This is a genomic window from Pontibacter ruber (assembly GCF_023630205.1).
Lineage (GTDB): Bacteria > Bacteroidota > Bacteroidia > Cytophagales > Hymenobacteraceae > Pontibacter > Pontibacter ruber.
In genome coordinates this window covers 1041134-1057973 of record NZ_JALPRR010000003.1, presented here as the reverse complement: position 1 = coordinate 1057973, position 16840 = coordinate 1041134, and the positions used below count along the sequence as shown (strand labels likewise).

The following is a 16840-nucleotide window of genomic DNA, read 5'->3' as shown; positions in this document are numbered from 1 at the left end:
ACACCACCTTGAGCCGCTTGCTTTACATTTCATTCAAAGTATAAGTGTTCTAAACTGTGTATTCGTATACTTGTTGACTTGTCACATCCAGATTCCCGTCAGTAGCAGGTTTATCGATTAGAAAGTATTTTTATGAATGCTTAAAAAAACATAAATTAATTAAAAGGATAATTTAGACCTAAACAGAGCTACTATTCTATTTAGGAAAAGCTCACGTCTGCCTCTCTTTCTCCCGCGTTGTACACAAGAGAATCTTCTGTACATTACTAACATTGTATATTGTTATGCCATTATCCTGCCTCTTTATTCACGAAGCTTAACACAACGTTCCCTCAATTAATAAAGGCTTCAACATAGTAAACCCCTTTAAAGTACAACTATCTTATTATTAATACTTATAAAAGAATTTAACTGGCGCCAGTACGGTAATGTTTGAGCCATTTACTTTAAGGCTCTTACACAATTCTAGGAACTGTCACAGGCTGAATTCCATGAATAGGAGGACAATGCCTGGCTCTAATCTTGACCTAAAAATTTGTAGCAATGAATTATCGTTTTAGTTATGATAAAGTTTACTACTACACTATTTTGCCTTTTATTTTCATCCTTCCTATTAGCTGCACACACTAACTTTGTACTATTTAATTCTTCCTGGGAGTACCTCATTACCGGTGCTAAACATAGCAGTGCTATAGGGATTAAGCCGAAGAGTGATACCGGTTGGAAGACAGGAACGATACGACCTACATCAGTATTCTCGAATCCAAAAATCTCTAAATATACAAAAAGTACTATAGATAATAGTTTCTTATTTGCTGAAGATTTTACTAATGATGAAATCTTACCTGAGCCTGCATCGGTAGGATTTACTTCATTAACCAAGCTTAACCCCATCTCCATCTCTACTAATACAGGAGAAAAACCACAATCAAAGGTGTGGTCCTATGCAGGAAAACATTGGGCGGTAATTCCCAACTCTTCCGGAACGCACCTATGGCGACTGGATGGCACTACCTGGACCAATGTCTTACGCCTCTCCACAAAAACAACATCGAAAGCAGATTGTAAGATGGTGGGAAACGTGGCACACATACTTCTCTTTCAGGGGGCCTCCTCCCAAATGGTTTCGGTGGAGTACATATCGGCCACCGGCACCTACCAGCTCTGGTCCAAGAGAACGTCTACGGTGGGGCTAACCTTCGAAAAGGGCGTTGAGACGGCTACCATCGATATTGATGGCACCGGGAGGATGTGGCTGGCTTCGGACGGTAGCACAACCATTCATGTAAGGTGGAGCGATGCCCCTTACAACACCTGGAGCTCCCCAATAACTGTAGCGTCAGGCGTAACGACGGATGATATCGGTGCTGTGATTGCGATGCCTGGTAAGATCGGGGTACTTTGGTCTAATCAGACCACAAAAAAGTTTGGCTTTAAAACCCATGCTGATGGTGCAAGCCCCACCTCCTGGTCTGCTGACGAAGTACCTGCTTCACAATCGGCATTGAGCATTGGCGGGGGAATGGCTGACGACCACCTCAACATGGCCGTAGCAGGAGACGGCACGCTTTATTGTGCTGTAAAAACCAGTTATGAGACTAAAGGATATCCAGAGATCATGCTTTTAGTTCGATCCTCATCTGGTGGCTGGCATAAAGCCTATGAAGTTTCCCCTATAGGCACAAGGCCTATTGTGCTCCTGAATGAATCTATAGACAAAATACGTGTTATTTATACTAAAGCAGACAGCGGAGGTGATATCCTGTACAGGGAATCTTCCTTTTCGACTATTGCATTCAGTTCGCCTCTTGTTCTCATGACAGGAGGTACCTATAATAACTCCACAAGTACAAAAGATAATTTTACCGATGATATAGTTGTTTTGGCTTCAAGTAGCTCCGAAGCCGTTGGTGTGCTGGCTCAAGATAACACAACATTACCACCGTCTGACCAAATAGCACCTACTGTACTCAGCATAAACCGGCAGTCACCCTCAACAGCCACAACAAGCGCTACCGCTGTTACTTACCGTATTACTTTCTCAGAAAGCGTTTCAGGGGTTAATGCAATTGACTTTACTCCGGTGGCCGTTTCGGGAACGGTAACAGGCACACTTACTTCAGATGCCATAGTAGCCGTTGGCACCAGCGGTACTACCTATGACGCCACCGTGAGCTCCATCACCGACACCGGCACGCTCAGGCTCGACCTAAAGAGTAGCAACACAGGCATCGCCGATGCTGCCGGTAATGCCATTACCACAGGCTTTACTTCCGGCCAGACTTATACGATCGAACAAACGCAAACATCGACAGAGTATATCCTGACTGTAAACACAACTGGCAATGGCACGGTTACCAAAAATCCTGATCAGGCTACCTACACCAGCGGCAGCACCGTAAGTTTGACAGTCACGCCGGCCACAGGTTACCAGTTCTCGGGCTGGAGCGGCGATGCCTCCGGTACAACCAACCCGCTTTCTGTGACAATGAATGATAACAAAGCTATAACTGCCACCTTCACCCCTGTCTCCTCCAGCCAGCAGGTGGTGAGTTTTACGCTCATCAATGCCTCGGCAGATCAGGACATCAAGACCATTGTTTCAGGTGAGCAGATCAACCTGGCCACGTTGCCTAGTACTAAGCTTAGTATTCGGGCTAACACTTCACCGGCCACTGTTGGCAGTGTACGGCTAGTGCTCACCGGACCACAAACAAGGAACTACACCGATAACGCTCCGCCTTACTCGCTGTTCGGAGACGATGGCAACGGCAACTACTATTTTGGCGTTTGGGGACCGCCTGCCCTTGGAAATTATACCTTAACGGCTACTCCTTATTCAGCTACAAGCGGTGGTGGTTCAGCTGGCACTCCTATGACCATTAACTTCACCATTGTTAATGAAGCGGGAATGACAGCTAACAGTACATCGCAGGCAAGTACCTTGGATAATTCAAAAACCCTTCAGGCACAGGTGTATCCGAATCCGTTCTCTGGTAGGGCAACCTTAAACTTTACTCTTGCTAAAGAAAGTGAATACATTGTTGGCTTATATGATAGCAAAGGACAACAGGTCAGAATTCTGAAAAATGGTATGTCCCAAGCAGGCCAGCTAACCAGTATAGAGGTAGACGGTGCGGGACTAGCCAACGGACTATACTTTATCAGGCTCCATACAAATGAAGGAACCAAATTTGTAAAGCTGCTGCTCGACAGGTAATAGAAGTATGCTTTTCTCTGCCACTGCTGCTGTACCGGCAGTGGCAATATGGTTTTTATACTTGCGCATACTTCATATTGCTATTCCTCTAATACCGGATTAGCTTATGGTGCATGATACATCTTTTTAAGTTTTCTATTAGTATGATCAAGCCCGCTTTAGGTTGTTTACTCGCTTATTTGTTCTTGTTCGTTACCCTTCAACTTTATGCTCAGAAAGCTATTGCCCCTTTATTTGTAACAGAACCGGTAAAGTATGATTCTGATGATCCAGCCATCTGGATCAACAAGCAGGATCCTTCGGCCAGTCTGATACTAGGTACCGATAAAGATGAAGATGGCGCACTCTATGTCTTTAACATGGAGGGCAAGATAATAGCCGATAAGGTAATCAAAAACTTGAAGCGTCCGAATAATGTTGATGTAGCTTATGGCTTGATGCTAAATGGCAAGCGCGTAGATATTGCCGTTACTACGGAGCGCTATGCCGGCAAGCTTAGGATCTTTTCTGTACCCGACATGCAGACTCTTGATAATGGTGGTATAGAAGTGTTTGCAGGCGAAACCGGTGAGGGCATTGATGAACCTATGGGTATTGCATTATACGAAAGGCCAACAGATGGTAAAGTTTACGCAATTGTCAGTAGAAAATCTGGTCCAACAGACGGGGAATACCTTTGGCAGTATCTGCTGGAGGACGATGGAAAGGGGAGTGTAAAAGGAACACTGGTCAGGAAGTTTGGCAAATATAGCGGAAGACAGGAAATTGAGTCTGTTGCCGTTGATGATGAACTGGGGTATATATACTATTCAGACGAAAAAGCCGGCGTAAGAAAGTATTATGCTGATCCGGAAAAAGGAGACAATGAATTAGCCCTGTTTGCATCCAATGGGTTTGCAAGCGAACATGAAGGCATTTCTATCTATAAAATTGAAGATGGCACGGGCTATATCTTAGTTTCAGATCAGCAAGCGGATGAGTTCCACATTTTTACCCGGGATGGAACAGCAGCAAATCCGCATGACCATAAATTAGTGAAGGTAGTGAAAGTAGCAGCACATGAAAGCGATGGCTCAGATGTAGCCAACTTCCCACTGCTCCCGCACTTTCCCAAAGGAGTTTTTGTAGCCATGTCTACTGATAAAACGTTTCACCTCTACCGCTGGGAAGACATTGCAGGAAACGATCTGAAAATACAACCTCCTGTCATCAATCAAACACCTTCGGATAAAACAGCACCTACTGTTCTAAGTATCACTCGGCAAAATCCCACCACAGAAAACACGAGTAACACATCTGTTATTTTCAGAGCTACCTTCTCTGAAAGAGTAAACGGTGTGGACGCGTCTGACTTTGTCATCACAGCTGTTACCAGTAGTATAACCGGAACTATAAGCGAGGGAAAAGCTGTCGGAACATCCGGCACAATCTATGATGTGACAGTTAGTTCGATTACGGGCACAGGTACACTGCGCCTGGACCTGAAAAATACTGGCACCAGCATTACCGATACTTCGGGCAACAACATTAGCGGTGGCTATACTAGTGGGCAAACCTATACTATAGTAGGAGCTGATCAAACAAAGCCCATTGTGGTAAGTATCAATCGACAAAGTCCCACCGAAGAAACCAATGGTAACACGTCAGTTATTTACAGAACGACATTCTCTGAAAAAGTTAACGGTGTAGACGCGACAGATTTCACGCTAACGTCAGTTTCTGGCAATGCAGGAGGTACTGTGGCATCAATACAGAGTGTTGGCACGGCTGGGGATCTATACGATGTTGCTATCAGTTCCATTAGTGGCAGCGGTACATTAAGGCTAGATCTGAAGAGTAGCGGGACCAATATTACAGACGTCTCTGGCAATGCCATTGCTGGGGGCTTTACCACAGGGCAGACCTATACCATCGAGCCTGCACCCTCTAATCTGCAACAATTGGTTACCTTTCAATCTTCGTGGAGGTACCAGGACGACGGCTCCGACCAGGGCAACGCCTGGCAGGCTACAGACTTCAACGACTCAGGATGGAAGACAGGAAACGGCAAGTTCGGGTATGGCATCACTACTGCTGCTACTACAATCAGCTATGGCGGCAACCCGGATCAAAAGTATATTACCACTTACTTCCGCAAAACCATTACCATTCCCGATTCGGCTGCTTATACTTCCTATACAGCTAAGGTAGAGAGCAATAACGGGGTTCTGGTATACTTGAATGGCACAGAGGTATTCCGCCAGAACATGCCTGTCGGAACCGCATCTTATACTACGCTGGCTACAACCCACAGCGGCGGGACTGCACCTGTAGTTTTTACCATACCTGATACTGCATTTAAAACGGGTATCAACACCATCGCAGTTGAAGTGCACCAAAGCAATCCCTCCAATGCTGAACTGGCCTTCGACCTGGAACTGGCTGCGACACCTGCCGACCCCATTACAAGTGCAGTAGAAGAAATTGGCTTGTCTAGTGATATAAAGGTATACCCCAACCCTTTCACAACTGAAGCGACAATAAGCTTTACTTTCGAAAAAAATGAAAGCTTTTCCGTTGCAGTTTATGATAGTAAGGGCCTACAGGTAACAGAAACCATCCAGGGCAAATCACTTGCAGGCGAGCCAAGCAAAATAGAGTTGGACGGACAAGTACTCGCCTCAGGGCTATACATTGTTAAACTGGAAACGAAAAGAGGAATCAGAAGCGTACCCCTTCTACTCAACAAGTAGACCTTAAGGATCAAAGTCATAGCATCTGAAAGTATACCTGAAAATAAGAAATTTAATACCCCTTCAACTCAATGTCATCTGTCTCAACCACAGACACGCGGCGGCCCATTTTTTTCTGGATCACCTTGAAGTGATGTTCCTCTTCAGGCGAGATCAGGGAGATGGCTTCACCTTCTGCTGCAGCGCGGCCGGTTCGGCCGATGCGGTGCACGTAATCTTTTGGGGAACGGGGCAGGTCGTAGTTGATCACGTATGGCAGGGCTTCGATGTCGATGCCGCGTGAGGCGATGTCTGTGGCGACGAGTACCCGGATACTTCCGTTTTTGAACTTGCGGAGTGCCTCGGTTCTGCCTCCCTGGCTTTTTTTGCTGTGCATGGCCACCGCTTCGATGCCATTCTTCTTCAGCTTGTCTGTTACATTGTCAGCTCGTTTTGTAGATGACACAAACACGAGCACCTGCTGCATGTTGCCCTGCTTCAATAGGTACCTTAGAAAGGGGCCCTTCCGGTCGGCACCAACATGATAGGCCACCTGCTTTATCTGGTCCGGGTTCAGGCTTTCTTCTTTCACTTCTATTTTAACCGGATCGTGCAGGAGTACCTCCCGGATATTCTCCACATCCTGACCCAGCGTAGCAGAAAAAAGTATGTTCTGTCGCTTGGCAGGCAGCAGCGAAAAGATTTTGTCCATCTCCTCTTTAAAACCAAGGTTCAGCATTTTGTCTGCTTCGTCCAGCACCAGGGTTTCTACTTCTGAAAGATGCACAGCTTTTGAATTTACCAGGTCAAGCAGGCGGCCCGGCGTAGCAACCAATACCTGTGTTCCCTGCAGCTGCATCATCTGGGGGTTTATAGATACCCCGCCATACACAGCAAGCGATTTCACCCTCCTCGGCAGCGAAGAGCCAAACGTTTTGAAAACATCTCCTACCTGCACAGCCAACTCCCGGGTAGGCACCAGCACCAGCACACGCACATACCTGTTTCTGATGGCATGCTCAGTCTGCAACCGCTCCAGAATGGGCAGTACAAAGGCAGCCGTTTTGCCAGAGCCCGTTCGGGCAATACCCAGCACATCGCTGCCTATAAGTACGGCTGGTATAGCTTCCTTCTGTATTGGATAAGGCTGTGTGTATGCTTGTGCCGCCACTGCTTTTAACAGGGGTTCCGATAAACCAAGAGAGGAAAAAGACATAGGGCTGTAAAGTATAAAGTGCTTTTGCTGTAAAGATACGTGTTATGAAAGTGTTCTTAGTAAGGATACCTGGATTTATACTCTGATCATAAACGAATCTGCTTAAACCTATGAAAGGGTAAGCAGCATTAACAATGATTCAAAACTGCAAATCAGGTTTTAAGTATAAAATCAATAATTACTTATGGATATATTTTCATAACTTAGCCATCACACAAATAAACAGGTATCATGAAAATTGCGAAATTATTTATGCCGGCGCTTGTTGCTGCTGCACCGCTGTTCTATAGCTGCGGAGAAAAAACCGATGTGGTAGAGTCAGGTACCTACCAGGGTGTTATCCAGGAAGTAGAACCTGAAAAGACAGAAATTTATGTAAAAACTGCCGATGACAAAGTGCTGGAACTATACTTCACTGATTCTACCACACTTACCAAAAACGGTGAAACCGTAGCTTTCGATCAGTTGAAGGAAGGCGGCAAAGTGGAAGTACAGGTTGAAAAAGTTGGTCAGCGACTCGATCCGGTAGCTGTAACGATTCTGGAGTAATATAATGGAGCCGACCTTCTGGCGAACAGAAATCTATCATCCGTTATCGGTTCACTTCCCGATTGCGTTGCTGCTTGTTGCCACCCTGGCCAAAGCAGCAACACTTTTGCTAAAGGATGCAAATTATCGTTTCTGGCAGCGGGTCGGCTCCTACCTTCTTTATGCAGGCTGTGTGGCAGCCTGGTTCAGCATCTACACCGGTGATCTGGCCGATGGCATTGTATCGCGGAAGATATGCGACCCTACTGTGCTGAAAGACCATGAAAATGCCGCTTTTACATTAGCTTACTTGTTTACAGCAGCTACTGCCCTGGATCTCTTTCTGGCTTTCAGGCTGATCCGTATGCGGGAGAAAATGCTGCACCTGCTGGTGGTAGTGCTTATGCTAGCCGGTTCCGCATTTCTGATGTATACCGGCCATCTGGGTGCCCGGGTAGTATACGAGCAGGCTGGCGGCGTAAACGTACCTGCCTCCGACTGTGCCGGCTTTGAATAGCAGATGGTATACTTACATCCATAATTCCCTTCCACTCTCCCCTACTCCACCAGCAAGTATAAATTTGCGGGCCGTAGTGCGCTGCCAATCATTTTTAAAGCCCCCAGGGTAAAGGCTATTGTTCTGTAGGTATAATGATTTAACTTTAAGCATGATGAAGTTAAACCTGACAGTACGTAAACTCTCCCTTTTGCTATCGTTAGCTGCCCTAACGGCCTCTTGCAAAACCAGCCAGAAAGAAGTCATTACCTACGACATCCTGATAAAGAAAGCTTCTGTAGTGGATGGAACAGGCAAAACACCTTATTACGCCAACGTGCTCATCAAGGCAGACACCATTGCATTGATCGATCGGGACACCACATCAACTTATCCGGCAACCAGAACGGTAGATGCAAAAGGACTGGTCTTAACACCTGGCTTCATTGATACCCACGCGCACGGAGATCCGATTAAAACACCCGATTTCAAGAACTTCCTTTCAATGGGTGTTACCACCATCTGCCTTGGTCAGGATGGATTTAGTCCAAATCATAAGGATTTGAAAGTATGGATGGATTCGGTAGATACAATCAAACCTGCTGTAAATGTCGCGCTATTTGCCGGACACGGTACACTGCGTCTTTTGTCCGGCGTTGGCTACGACTCCATCCCTTCCGAAGATAAAATGACGGCATTGGAAAAACTGCTGAAAGACGCGCTGGATGCCGGCTGCTACGGTATGACAACCGGGCTGGAGTATACACCTGCCCTGTATGCCAAGAGCACTGAACTGAACCGACTGGCCAGAATTGTAGGTGCAAAGCAAGGGCTTATCATGAGTCATTTGCGGAACGAGGACGATGCTCTTGTAGAGGCCTCCATCCGTGAGCTACTGGAGCAGGGCAAGTATAGCCCGGTTCACGTATCGCACATTAAAGTGGTGTATGGAAAAGGCAAAAACCGAGGGCAACAGATCCTGCAACTGCTTGACAGTGCCAGAACCAGCGGCATGAAGCTAACGGCAGACTTTTACCCGTACACCGCCAGCTACACCAGCATCGAGATCCTGTTCCCGGACTGGGCAAAAAAGCCGAACAATTACCAGGAAGTACTGCGAACCAGAAGAAAAGAGCTCTATACTTTCCTGACAAACAAGATTACAAAACGCAACGGACCGGAAGCCACCCTGATCGGCTCAGGACCATACAGCGGCAAAACCCTGCTGCAGATTTCACAGGAATTGAAAAAGCCTTTCGAAGAAGTGATGATGGATGACATTGGCCCTTACGGAGCTGACGGAGCCTACTTCATCATGGACGAAGCATTGCAACAAACTTTTCTAACAGACCCACATATCATGATCTGCACCGATGGCAGCCCAACCATGCGCCACCCCCGCAGTTTCGGTGCTTTTGCCCGCATACTTGAAACCTACGTGCAGGAAAAGAAAGTGCTGACATTGGAAGAAGCTGTCCGCAAAATGACAGGGTTGCCGGCTGAGACCATTGGTCTCTCAGACCGTGGGTACATCAGGCAAGGCTACAAAGCGGATCTGCTGCTATTCGATCCGGCAAAGGTGCATGAAACAGCTACCTACCAAAACCCGCATCAACTGGCCGAAGGCTTCAACTTTGTAATGGTGAACGGCAAAGTGGTAAAAGAAGGAACTAACCTACAGGCAGATCGTCAGGGATACGTATTGCGTAAGGGAGTAAAACACTAGCAAGATGGTACAATGGCTGTGCACATAGGCTACTAAACAACATGTCAGTATTAACAGAACATCATCCCCTTACAGCAGGGGGCTCCAGTATAACAAAGCTGCTGGAAACTGCGCGCCTGGCCGCACTGAAGGCAGGTGAAGCCATCCTGGAAATATACAGAACAGGCGATGTGGAAGTAGCGCTTAAACCAGACGACTCGCCCCTGACCCGTGCCGATCGTTCAGCCCATACCATCATCAGCAACCTCTTAGAGCCAACTGGTTTACCCATACTATCAGAAGAAGGCCTCCACAGTCCTTACCAGGAGAGAGCGCAGTGGGAATGGTACTGGCTGCTGGACCCGCTGGATGGCACGAAAGAATTTATCAATAGGAATGGTGATTTTACGGTAAACATCGCCCTGATGTATAAAACCACTCCGGTTGCGGGAGTTGTGTATGCCCCCACCCTGGGTACGTTATACTTTGGCTCTAAAAAAACCGGTGTGTACAAGGAGCAAGCCGGCAAGCGGACTCAGTTGGAGCCATTGCCGGAAAGAACCAGCTTTGACGCGCTGCAGCAAAAATCAGGTATAAAGATCATCGCTTCCCGCTCGCACATGACAGAGGAAACAGAGCAGTTCATTGCACGGTTCAGCAATGTGCAACTTGTAAGTATGGGCAGTTCTTTAAAGTTCATGCTGCTGGCCGAGGGCAAAGCGGACCTCTACCCGCGCTTCGCTCCTACCATGGAATGGGATACCGCAGCGGCACATGCTATACTTAGGGCAGTGAACAGAAGCATTTACCAGGCTGATCTGGAAACCGAGCTCATCTACAACAAGCCCCAGTTGCTGAACCCTTCTTTCGTGGCTTTTTAGTGCAATACTCCAAGGCTCTTTTACAAAACACATCCGTCTGTAACCTTGCCTTAGCATCGTAAGCAAAAGCTTTCATGGAATCAGAAAAGTAACCTGTAGCATTCACCTGCGTTAAGCTGCACTATGAGCAGAGCGTTTGTAAAAGAAGACGATGCAGGGCAACCGCCCATTATACCTCCGCGTGCCGCCCTGCCGCCGGGTGTACCAAACTATGTAACTCCCCGTGGACTGGAATTGCTGCGGGCTGAATTTGCGGAACTGGAAACGGAACGTACACAGGCAGAGGCTAATCGCGAGGATGAGGCTAATCGTACCAGGCAGTTGCTGATCCTGAATGGCCGACTCAGCGCACTTAACCAGCGCATTGCAACCGCCCGCTTGGTGGAACCGCACAACCAACCAACAAATGAAGTACGCTTTGGAGCTACCGTTACCTTACGCACGCGCAGTGGCGGTAAACCAGGCTTTGAGCGACGCTTTACCATTGTTGGTGTGGACGAAGCATCGGTGGCAGAAGGGCGCGTAGCCTTTGTAGCCCCCATTGCACGCGCCGTAACCGGCGCCAAATTAGGTGAGTCTGTAACGTTACGCCTGGGCAGAACGGAAGAAGTAGTGGAGGTGGTAAAAATCAGTTATGAAAACAGCTGACGAATCGAGATTCCATACTTTGAAATCACAGCTATACTTCAGGATTCTACCTTGCCCATTACCATCAGTTGCTCGAGTGTCGGGTTCTTGCTGCCGCCTGCAGGCTCTAATGTTACAGCAAAGGCCTGTGCCGAACCGATCGCCTTCATCTGCTGCATGGATAGGTTAGTGCCTCTGTAAGCGATCATACCTGCATCAACAGGCTTGCCGTTATCAAGCGCCCAGAGTTGGTACTGTTTACCTGCCGGTGGCTGTGGCAGGTTAACCAGATCCACGTACACCTGCTGGCGCTGTGGATTCCAATAGACGCGCATGTTGGCGTCAGGGTGTCCTTCTACTCCAACGAGTTTAACAGTTTTGAAAGCCGGGTCCCGCAATACAGCCAATGCCTGCTCCTGCTGCTGGGCTTTCAGCGAAACCACTTCCAGATTCTGGGCAAAGCGCTGTTCGGAGGCCATGGCTACTGCTAAGCGTTCTTCGGCTTGCTGCCATTTGTTATAAAAATGAAAACTTACCAGCCCGGATAAAAGGAACAATGCTATACTTGCGGCGAACATCCACTTGTAAGGCGATCCTTCGTCCACCTCCGCCGGGTACATCTGTACAAGATCCGAATCAATTTCTTCTGCATTCGCGTTTATTGCATCATGCTGTTGCATACTTGCCAGTATCCTATTCTTCAGCGCGGGCGCAGGCTGCACCGAATGGAGACGGGCATATGCTTCCATAGCGGCACAGGCTTCATCAAGTGCTGCGCGAATTTCAGTTGAAGTTGCCGCACGCAGTTCTACCTCCTCACGCTCTGCCTGAGTAAGCCCGCCGGCTGCATAAAGCTCCAGCATTCCGGATGCTATATATTCTTCGTTAGTCACGCCCTTTAAATAATCTTGACAAGAACTTCACTGCGCTGCGGGCTCTGGTTTTTACTGTACCCAAAGGGATGTTGTAGTTTTCAGCAATCTCACTTTGAGTTAGTCCTTCAAAGTACATCAGGTCAATAATCTGCTTTTGGTCCGGGTTGAGTTTTTCCAGCACCTCTCTGATATCAATGTGCTCCGGATTAAATGCTTCGGTAGCAAATCCCACCTGCCCGTTGTATTCCAAGCCATCCATGGAGCCCCGCATGCGGTACTCTTTAGACCGGATCTTATCGATAGCCAGGTTCCTGCAGATATTAATCATCCAGGTAAATAGCCTGCCCTTGCTTTCATCATACCTGTCAAACGATCCCCAGATCTTCACAAAGGCATCCTGCAGGACATCCTCCGCTATCTCTTCCACTTTTACAATCTGCAACACAACACCGTAGAGTGCCGGGCTGTACATATCATACAAAACCGACACTACCGAGCTGTCGCGGGAGCGTAAGCGGGCCACCAGGGCTTCTTCAGTTATTTTCTGTGCGGGTTGAGTTGGCAATGAATCAACTGTTACAAACAAAGCCCCTTAAGCGAAGCCTGCTCAAAATTAAGAATATTTAACGGAAACTATGTACTCAACCGCATTTATGTCTTTTTGTTACACGTTGTTTATAATTAAGTGAAAATAAACATCCTACTATAATTTACATGAGTTAAAAACAACAACCTTCACGTATCAGTTGATACTTGTCTGGTAATTTGTTTTAAATTCATGCATGAGAAAAATTCAACAGCATACAAAAGAAAAGAGCTACCACAGGCAGCTCTCTTCTTAATTCAAATGCTCTAAAGCTGCTTATTCGAAAAGAGAAACTATGGCTGCTACCTGCTCTTTAGTCAACGGCTCATCAAAGGCTGCCGTCGCGATGGCGGCCGAGTAACCGCTGCCTAATGTCTTGATGTCGTTGATACCTCCCTGCATTACATTTTCTTCACCGGCATAAACAGGCTGTGCACCTGCCGGTACGTTGCTGTTTTCACCGGCACCAATGATCCAGCCTTGCGTGTTGCGCATGCGACGGATATGGGCTGCATGCCGTGCTTCTACGGAGTGTATCTGCAGGGCTACTGTCAGCACTGTATCGTTGTTAATCAGGTTACCCGCCTGTCCTTTGTAGGCACGTACACCGGTATCTTCGAAAGCCTGCGCCAGTGTTAGGAAAGTCTGGTAATTGGTATTCCAGTCCGGGAAGTTTTTACCAAAGTTAAAGGTTGGTTCCGCAATCGGCGTTCCGTTCAGGCTCTGAATCGTAGTCTTTAGCAGGTCTACGTGCGCTGCTTCGTGCTGCTGTATCTTCTGAATGGCGCCTCTGGCAGTAGCATCCGTAATAAGCCCGTTTGCTGCCAGTGCCTGGGTATAGAAATTACGCTCCAGGTATTCCAACTTCAGGGCAAAGTTCAGCACCTCCAGCACGGTGCCGTTGCTTTGACCGTAGGCTTTCTGAAACACCGACCCAAGTGCCAGTGGCAAGGCTGCCAATGCTGTTTTCTTACTTATGCTGCCAAGGTTTTTAAAAGCGCTGCGGCGAGAGTCCAGGCGATTGTATACTTCAGGGTCTGTTTTTTCGATCTCTTCTATTATTCTGAATATGTTCATGATGGGTCCTCCTTATTTTGGCAGATTGTTGGCAGATATTTTTGTTTTGATGAAGGCAGAAGCGGCAGAAAGCACATCGGCCGGCTTCATAGCAGGATCAAGTCCCTGGTTGTTGGCGGTATCAGAGAAAGTACCGTTCGAGATCAGGTCACGGATTACGGCTGCATGGCGCGCCTCCACCGACACAATCTTACCGGCTAAAGTCAGGAAGCCGGCGTCCTGTAAGTACTGCCCTGCCCCGTTATAAGCTGCTACGCCCAGGTCTTCAAAAGTACGGGCCGTGGTAAGCACGCTGTTCTTGTCGTTGAAGTTGATCGAAGAGAAATCAACCTCCAGTGCCGGAATGGCTGCGCTGCCAAGAGCTGCTTTCAGAAAATCACGGTGTATGCCTTCATGCCCTTTCAAGTCCTGCATGATCTGTTGTTCCGACTGATTAAAAATACTCATCGACTTTGCCACCACTTCAGTATAAAAAGCGGCCTCAAGTTGCTCCAGCGCATAGGCGTAGTTCAGAATGCCTGCGTCGCCACTTCCCAGGTCAACTACGCCCGGGTCGGTTGGCTGCATCTCATCGTCATCGTCGCAGGAGGTGGTGGATAAGAGCAGCGTTGTGGCCAGTGCCGTTGCCCCGGCATAGCGAAAGAAAAGTCGCCGCTGCATGGGAACGATAAGCGAGCTCGATAAGCTTGTTTCCTTTGGCTCAGGCTTGTGTGTTGGTTTTTCCATAATTCCTAAATTTTGATTAGTAGTTCTACCTCTACAGACTGTTTGATGCGCTGTAGAATTGCGAGACCTACGAACCGACCAGGATGTCCGGATTGCAGCTAAGTAAAATAATTTTGGGAGTGGTGCTGGAAGTATAAATAGAGGCAGCTGTTAGGGTTATCTGATCGAGTCGACATCAGCGTCTGAAGGATACACTTTTAACAGTGTCCGAAAGCGGATTCATACTTGCAGCTATGACGTTTTAGGAGGAGGAGATTGAACACAAAGGCAGAAAAAATTGGAAGCAAAAGTATACCTGTTTAAGCCATGCTTGCCGGTGAGGCACCAGGAAGTATAGATCAAAACCAGTTTAAATGCCATGACTGAAAACAAAAAGGCTTATACCTTTGAAAGTATAAGCCTTAAGAGGAGAGGTATAGGTATCTTTAAAACAACGAAAGCTGCTGCGCTTCCGGCACCATAAACACCTTTGGCTTTTCCATGGCTACAAAGTTTGTGTCGATGCTGAAGATGGGTGTTTCTTCGAAGCGGGAGGCTACCACTATCTCGGCTCCGTCGGCATGCGTGTCAAAAAGCTCTTTTACCAGCTTCGGGCAGTTGTTGTCTTTCGACAAGTGAGACAGCAGCACATGGCTCATAAAGGAAGGTTTATAGTTGACAAACAACTCCAGGGCCTGGTCGTTGGACATGTGCCCTCTGTCGCTTCGGATGCGCCTTTTCAAGTAGTACGGGTAGTATCCCTGGTCAAGCAGAGCTTCGTCGTAATTGGTTTCCAGGAAAATGGCGTGGCACTGCTGGAAGTAGTTGATAACGTGCTCGCAGGGCGCACCAATGTCGGTGAAAACGCCTACCGTTACGCCCTCATAGGAAACAACAAAGCTGTGCGGGTCGGTCGCATCATGAAACTTAGGAAAGGCCGTAACAGAGAGATTACCGATCTGAACCGGCTCGTGCGCTACAAAAGGTACCACCTCCACCCGGTCAAGCGACATGCGTGCATAGCGGAGCGTATCAGGCGTAATGTATACCGGCAATTCATACTTGCGGGCCAGCACCTCAATCCCTCTTATATGGTCTGAATGCTCATGCGATACAAAGATGGCTTTGACTTTGCGCATGGAGAGGCCCAGGCGCTTCATCCGCTTTTCTGTTTCGCGGCAGGAAATGCCGGCATCTACCAATACGGCTTCGCGCTCGTTGCCGATGTAATAGCAGTTACCGTTGCTTCCGGAATTTAAGGATGTTATAAACAATTGCATACAGATGCAAAGAAACCTGATTTATAGCTTTTATTCATTTTGTTAACTGCCAGAGAAAAAGATCTGCAATACGCTCGTTCTCGCAACAAAACAAAATGTTGCCCCTACGCTGCTCATGCAGGAAATGGGCAGTAATGTATCAGGAGCAACAGCAATTTATACTTCCTCGTTCCTCCCAATCTTATACTTACTCCCATTTTTCCCGTAATAAATCTCTAAGCTACTAAAGTTCAACACCCAAACCTGCCCCAACATGACATTTTATTCAACTAACCCGGAAGATTTGTTTTTTGATGCCGCCCGAAAGGGAGATGTCGCTCAACTGAAGCAAATGCTGGCTGAAGGTGTGGCAATCGATGTGCAAGGCCCCAGAGGCTTCACTCCCCTGATCATCGCGTCCTATAACAATCACATGGAAGCCACTAAATTCTTATTGGAGGCGAAAGCAAATGTTAATGCACAGGATTTTGCCGGAAACACAGCGCTGATGGGCGTATGCTTCAACGGCTGGTCCGACATAGCAGAACTGCTGATAGAGAACGGAGCTGACCTCAACATTCAAAACGGCAGCGGCGGAACCGCGCTGATGTTTGCCACGATGTTTGGCCGTAACAAGCTCGTGGAGCTGATGCTGGAGCATGGTGCAGATAAAAGCCTCCGCGACAGCCGCGGCATGACGGCTATGGAAATGGCTGCTAACATTGGCAATGCCGAAGCATTAAAGCTATTCCAGGGGAAAAAAGAAAAATCTGTTTAGCTGGTTCCCCGCTCAGAAAGAAAAGTAGTGGTTCTGGTTTCTTCGGCACGACAAAGGTGTACGCTTCACTGCACCTGAGACAGGCCAGGTGGTTATACCTGTGCGCTCGCCTGTGCATACCACGCCATATAGGCCCTAGGCTGAGTGCAAAACAAAACGTTGCCCCCGACAGTAAG

15 protein-coding genes are annotated in these 16840 nt (G+C 47.7%); 8 read left to right on the top strand and 7 right to left on the bottom strand.

The annotated features are described in order from the left end of the window. Positions 1-516: 516 nt before the first annotated feature. A complete protein-coding gene (locus tag MJ611_RS16325) occupies positions 517-882 on the bottom strand; it encodes a hypothetical protein (protein ID WP_250431272.1) in 366 nt (121 codons plus the stop codon). 52 nt (positions 883-934) lie between these two features. On the opposite strand from MJ611_RS16325, the gene MJ611_RS20655 reads away from it, so the two are divergent. Together MJ611_RS20655 and MJ611_RS16315 are read left to right on the top strand one after the other, a co-directional pair. Then, a complete protein-coding gene (locus tag MJ611_RS20655) occupies positions 935-3220 on the top strand; it encodes an InlB B-repeat-containing protein (protein WP_250431270.1) in 2286 nt (761 codons plus the stop codon). Between the two features lie 185 nt (positions 3221-3405). Then, positions 3406-5952 carry a phytase gene (locus tag MJ611_RS16315; protein WP_250431268.1) on the top strand — a complete coding sequence of 849 codons (2547 nt, stop codon included), beginning with the start codon at positions 3406-3408 and terminating at the stop codon, positions 5950-5952. Positions 5953-6004: 52 nt separating this feature from the next. On the opposite strand, the gene MJ611_RS16310 is transcribed toward MJ611_RS16315, so the two are convergent. Further along, a complete protein-coding gene (locus MJ611_RS16310; protein WP_250431266.1) occupies positions 6005-7147 on the bottom strand; it encodes a DEAD/DEAH box helicase in 1143 nt (380 codons plus the stop codon). Positions 7148-7378: 231 nt separating this feature from the next. On the opposite strand from MJ611_RS16310, the gene MJ611_RS16305 reads away from it, so the two are divergent. From MJ611_RS16305 to MJ611_RS16285, 5 genes are all read left to right on the top strand, one after another. Continuing rightward, a complete protein-coding gene (locus tag MJ611_RS16305; protein ID WP_250431264.1) occupies positions 7379-7696 on the top strand; it encodes a hypothetical protein in 318 nt (105 codons plus the stop codon). Positions 7697-7700: 4 nt separating this feature from the next. Then, on the top strand, positions 7701-8192 hold the full coding sequence (locus MJ611_RS16300; RefSeq protein WP_250431262.1) for a DUF2231 domain-containing protein: 492 nt from the start codon (positions 7701-7703) through the stop codon (positions 8190-8192). A gap of 151 nt (positions 8193-8343) precedes the next feature. Continuing rightward, on the top strand, positions 8344-9897 hold the full coding sequence (locus MJ611_RS16295; RefSeq protein ID WP_250431260.1) for an N-acyl-D-amino-acid deacylase family protein: 1554 nt from the start codon (positions 8344-8346) through the stop codon (positions 9895-9897). Positions 9898-9938: 41 nt separating this feature from the next. Then, complete coding sequence (cysQ, locus tag MJ611_RS16290; RefSeq protein WP_250431258.1) at positions 9939-10757, top strand: 3'(2'),5'-bisphosphate nucleotidase CysQ; 819 nt, start codon at positions 9939-9941, stop codon at positions 10755-10757. Positions 10758-10880: 123 nt separating this feature from the next. Beyond that, on the top strand, positions 10881-11405 hold the full coding sequence (locus tag MJ611_RS16285) for a GreA/GreB family elongation factor (protein ID WP_250431256.1): 525 nt from the start codon (positions 10881-10883) through the stop codon (positions 11403-11405). 38 nt (positions 11406-11443) lie between these two features. Here MJ611_RS16285 and MJ611_RS16280 read toward each other — a convergent pair whose 3' ends face one another. From MJ611_RS16280 to MJ611_RS16260, 5 genes are all read right to left on the bottom strand, one after another. Beyond that, on the bottom strand, positions 11444-12277 hold the full coding sequence (locus MJ611_RS16280; protein ID WP_250431254.1) for an anti-sigma factor: 834 nt from the start codon (positions 12275-12277) through the stop codon (positions 11444-11446). Next, entirely contained in the window at positions 12270-12824 is a 555-nt protein-coding gene (locus MJ611_RS16275; RefSeq protein WP_250431252.1) for an RNA polymerase sigma factor, read from the bottom strand. Before MJ611_RS16275 ends, MJ611_RS16280 begins: the two co-directional genes overlap by 8 nt. Positions 12825-13121: 297 nt before the next feature. Further along, the gene (locus MJ611_RS16270) at positions 13122-13922 is read right to left on the bottom strand and encodes a ferritin-like domain-containing protein (protein ID WP_250431251.1); all 801 of its coding nucleotides are present in this window, start codon (positions 13920-13922) and stop codon (positions 13122-13124) included. Between the two features lie 12 nt (positions 13923-13934). Further along, on the bottom strand, positions 13935-14648 hold the full coding sequence (locus MJ611_RS16265; protein WP_250431249.1) for a ferritin-like domain-containing protein: 714 nt from the start codon (positions 14646-14648) through the stop codon (positions 13935-13937). A 425-nt stretch (positions 14649-15073) separates the two neighbouring features. Beyond that, positions 15074-15907: an MBL fold metallo-hydrolase gene (locus MJ611_RS16260; RefSeq protein ID WP_250431247.1), complete on the bottom strand. Its 834-nt coding sequence runs from the start codon at positions 15905-15907 to the stop codon at positions 15074-15076. Between the two features lie 253 nt (positions 15908-16160). On the opposite strand from MJ611_RS16260, the gene MJ611_RS16255 reads away from it, so the two are divergent. Then, a complete protein-coding gene (locus MJ611_RS16255) occupies positions 16161-16664 on the top strand; it encodes an ankyrin repeat domain-containing protein (protein ID WP_250431245.1) in 504 nt (167 codons plus the stop codon). Positions 16665-16840: the final 176 nt, after the last annotated feature.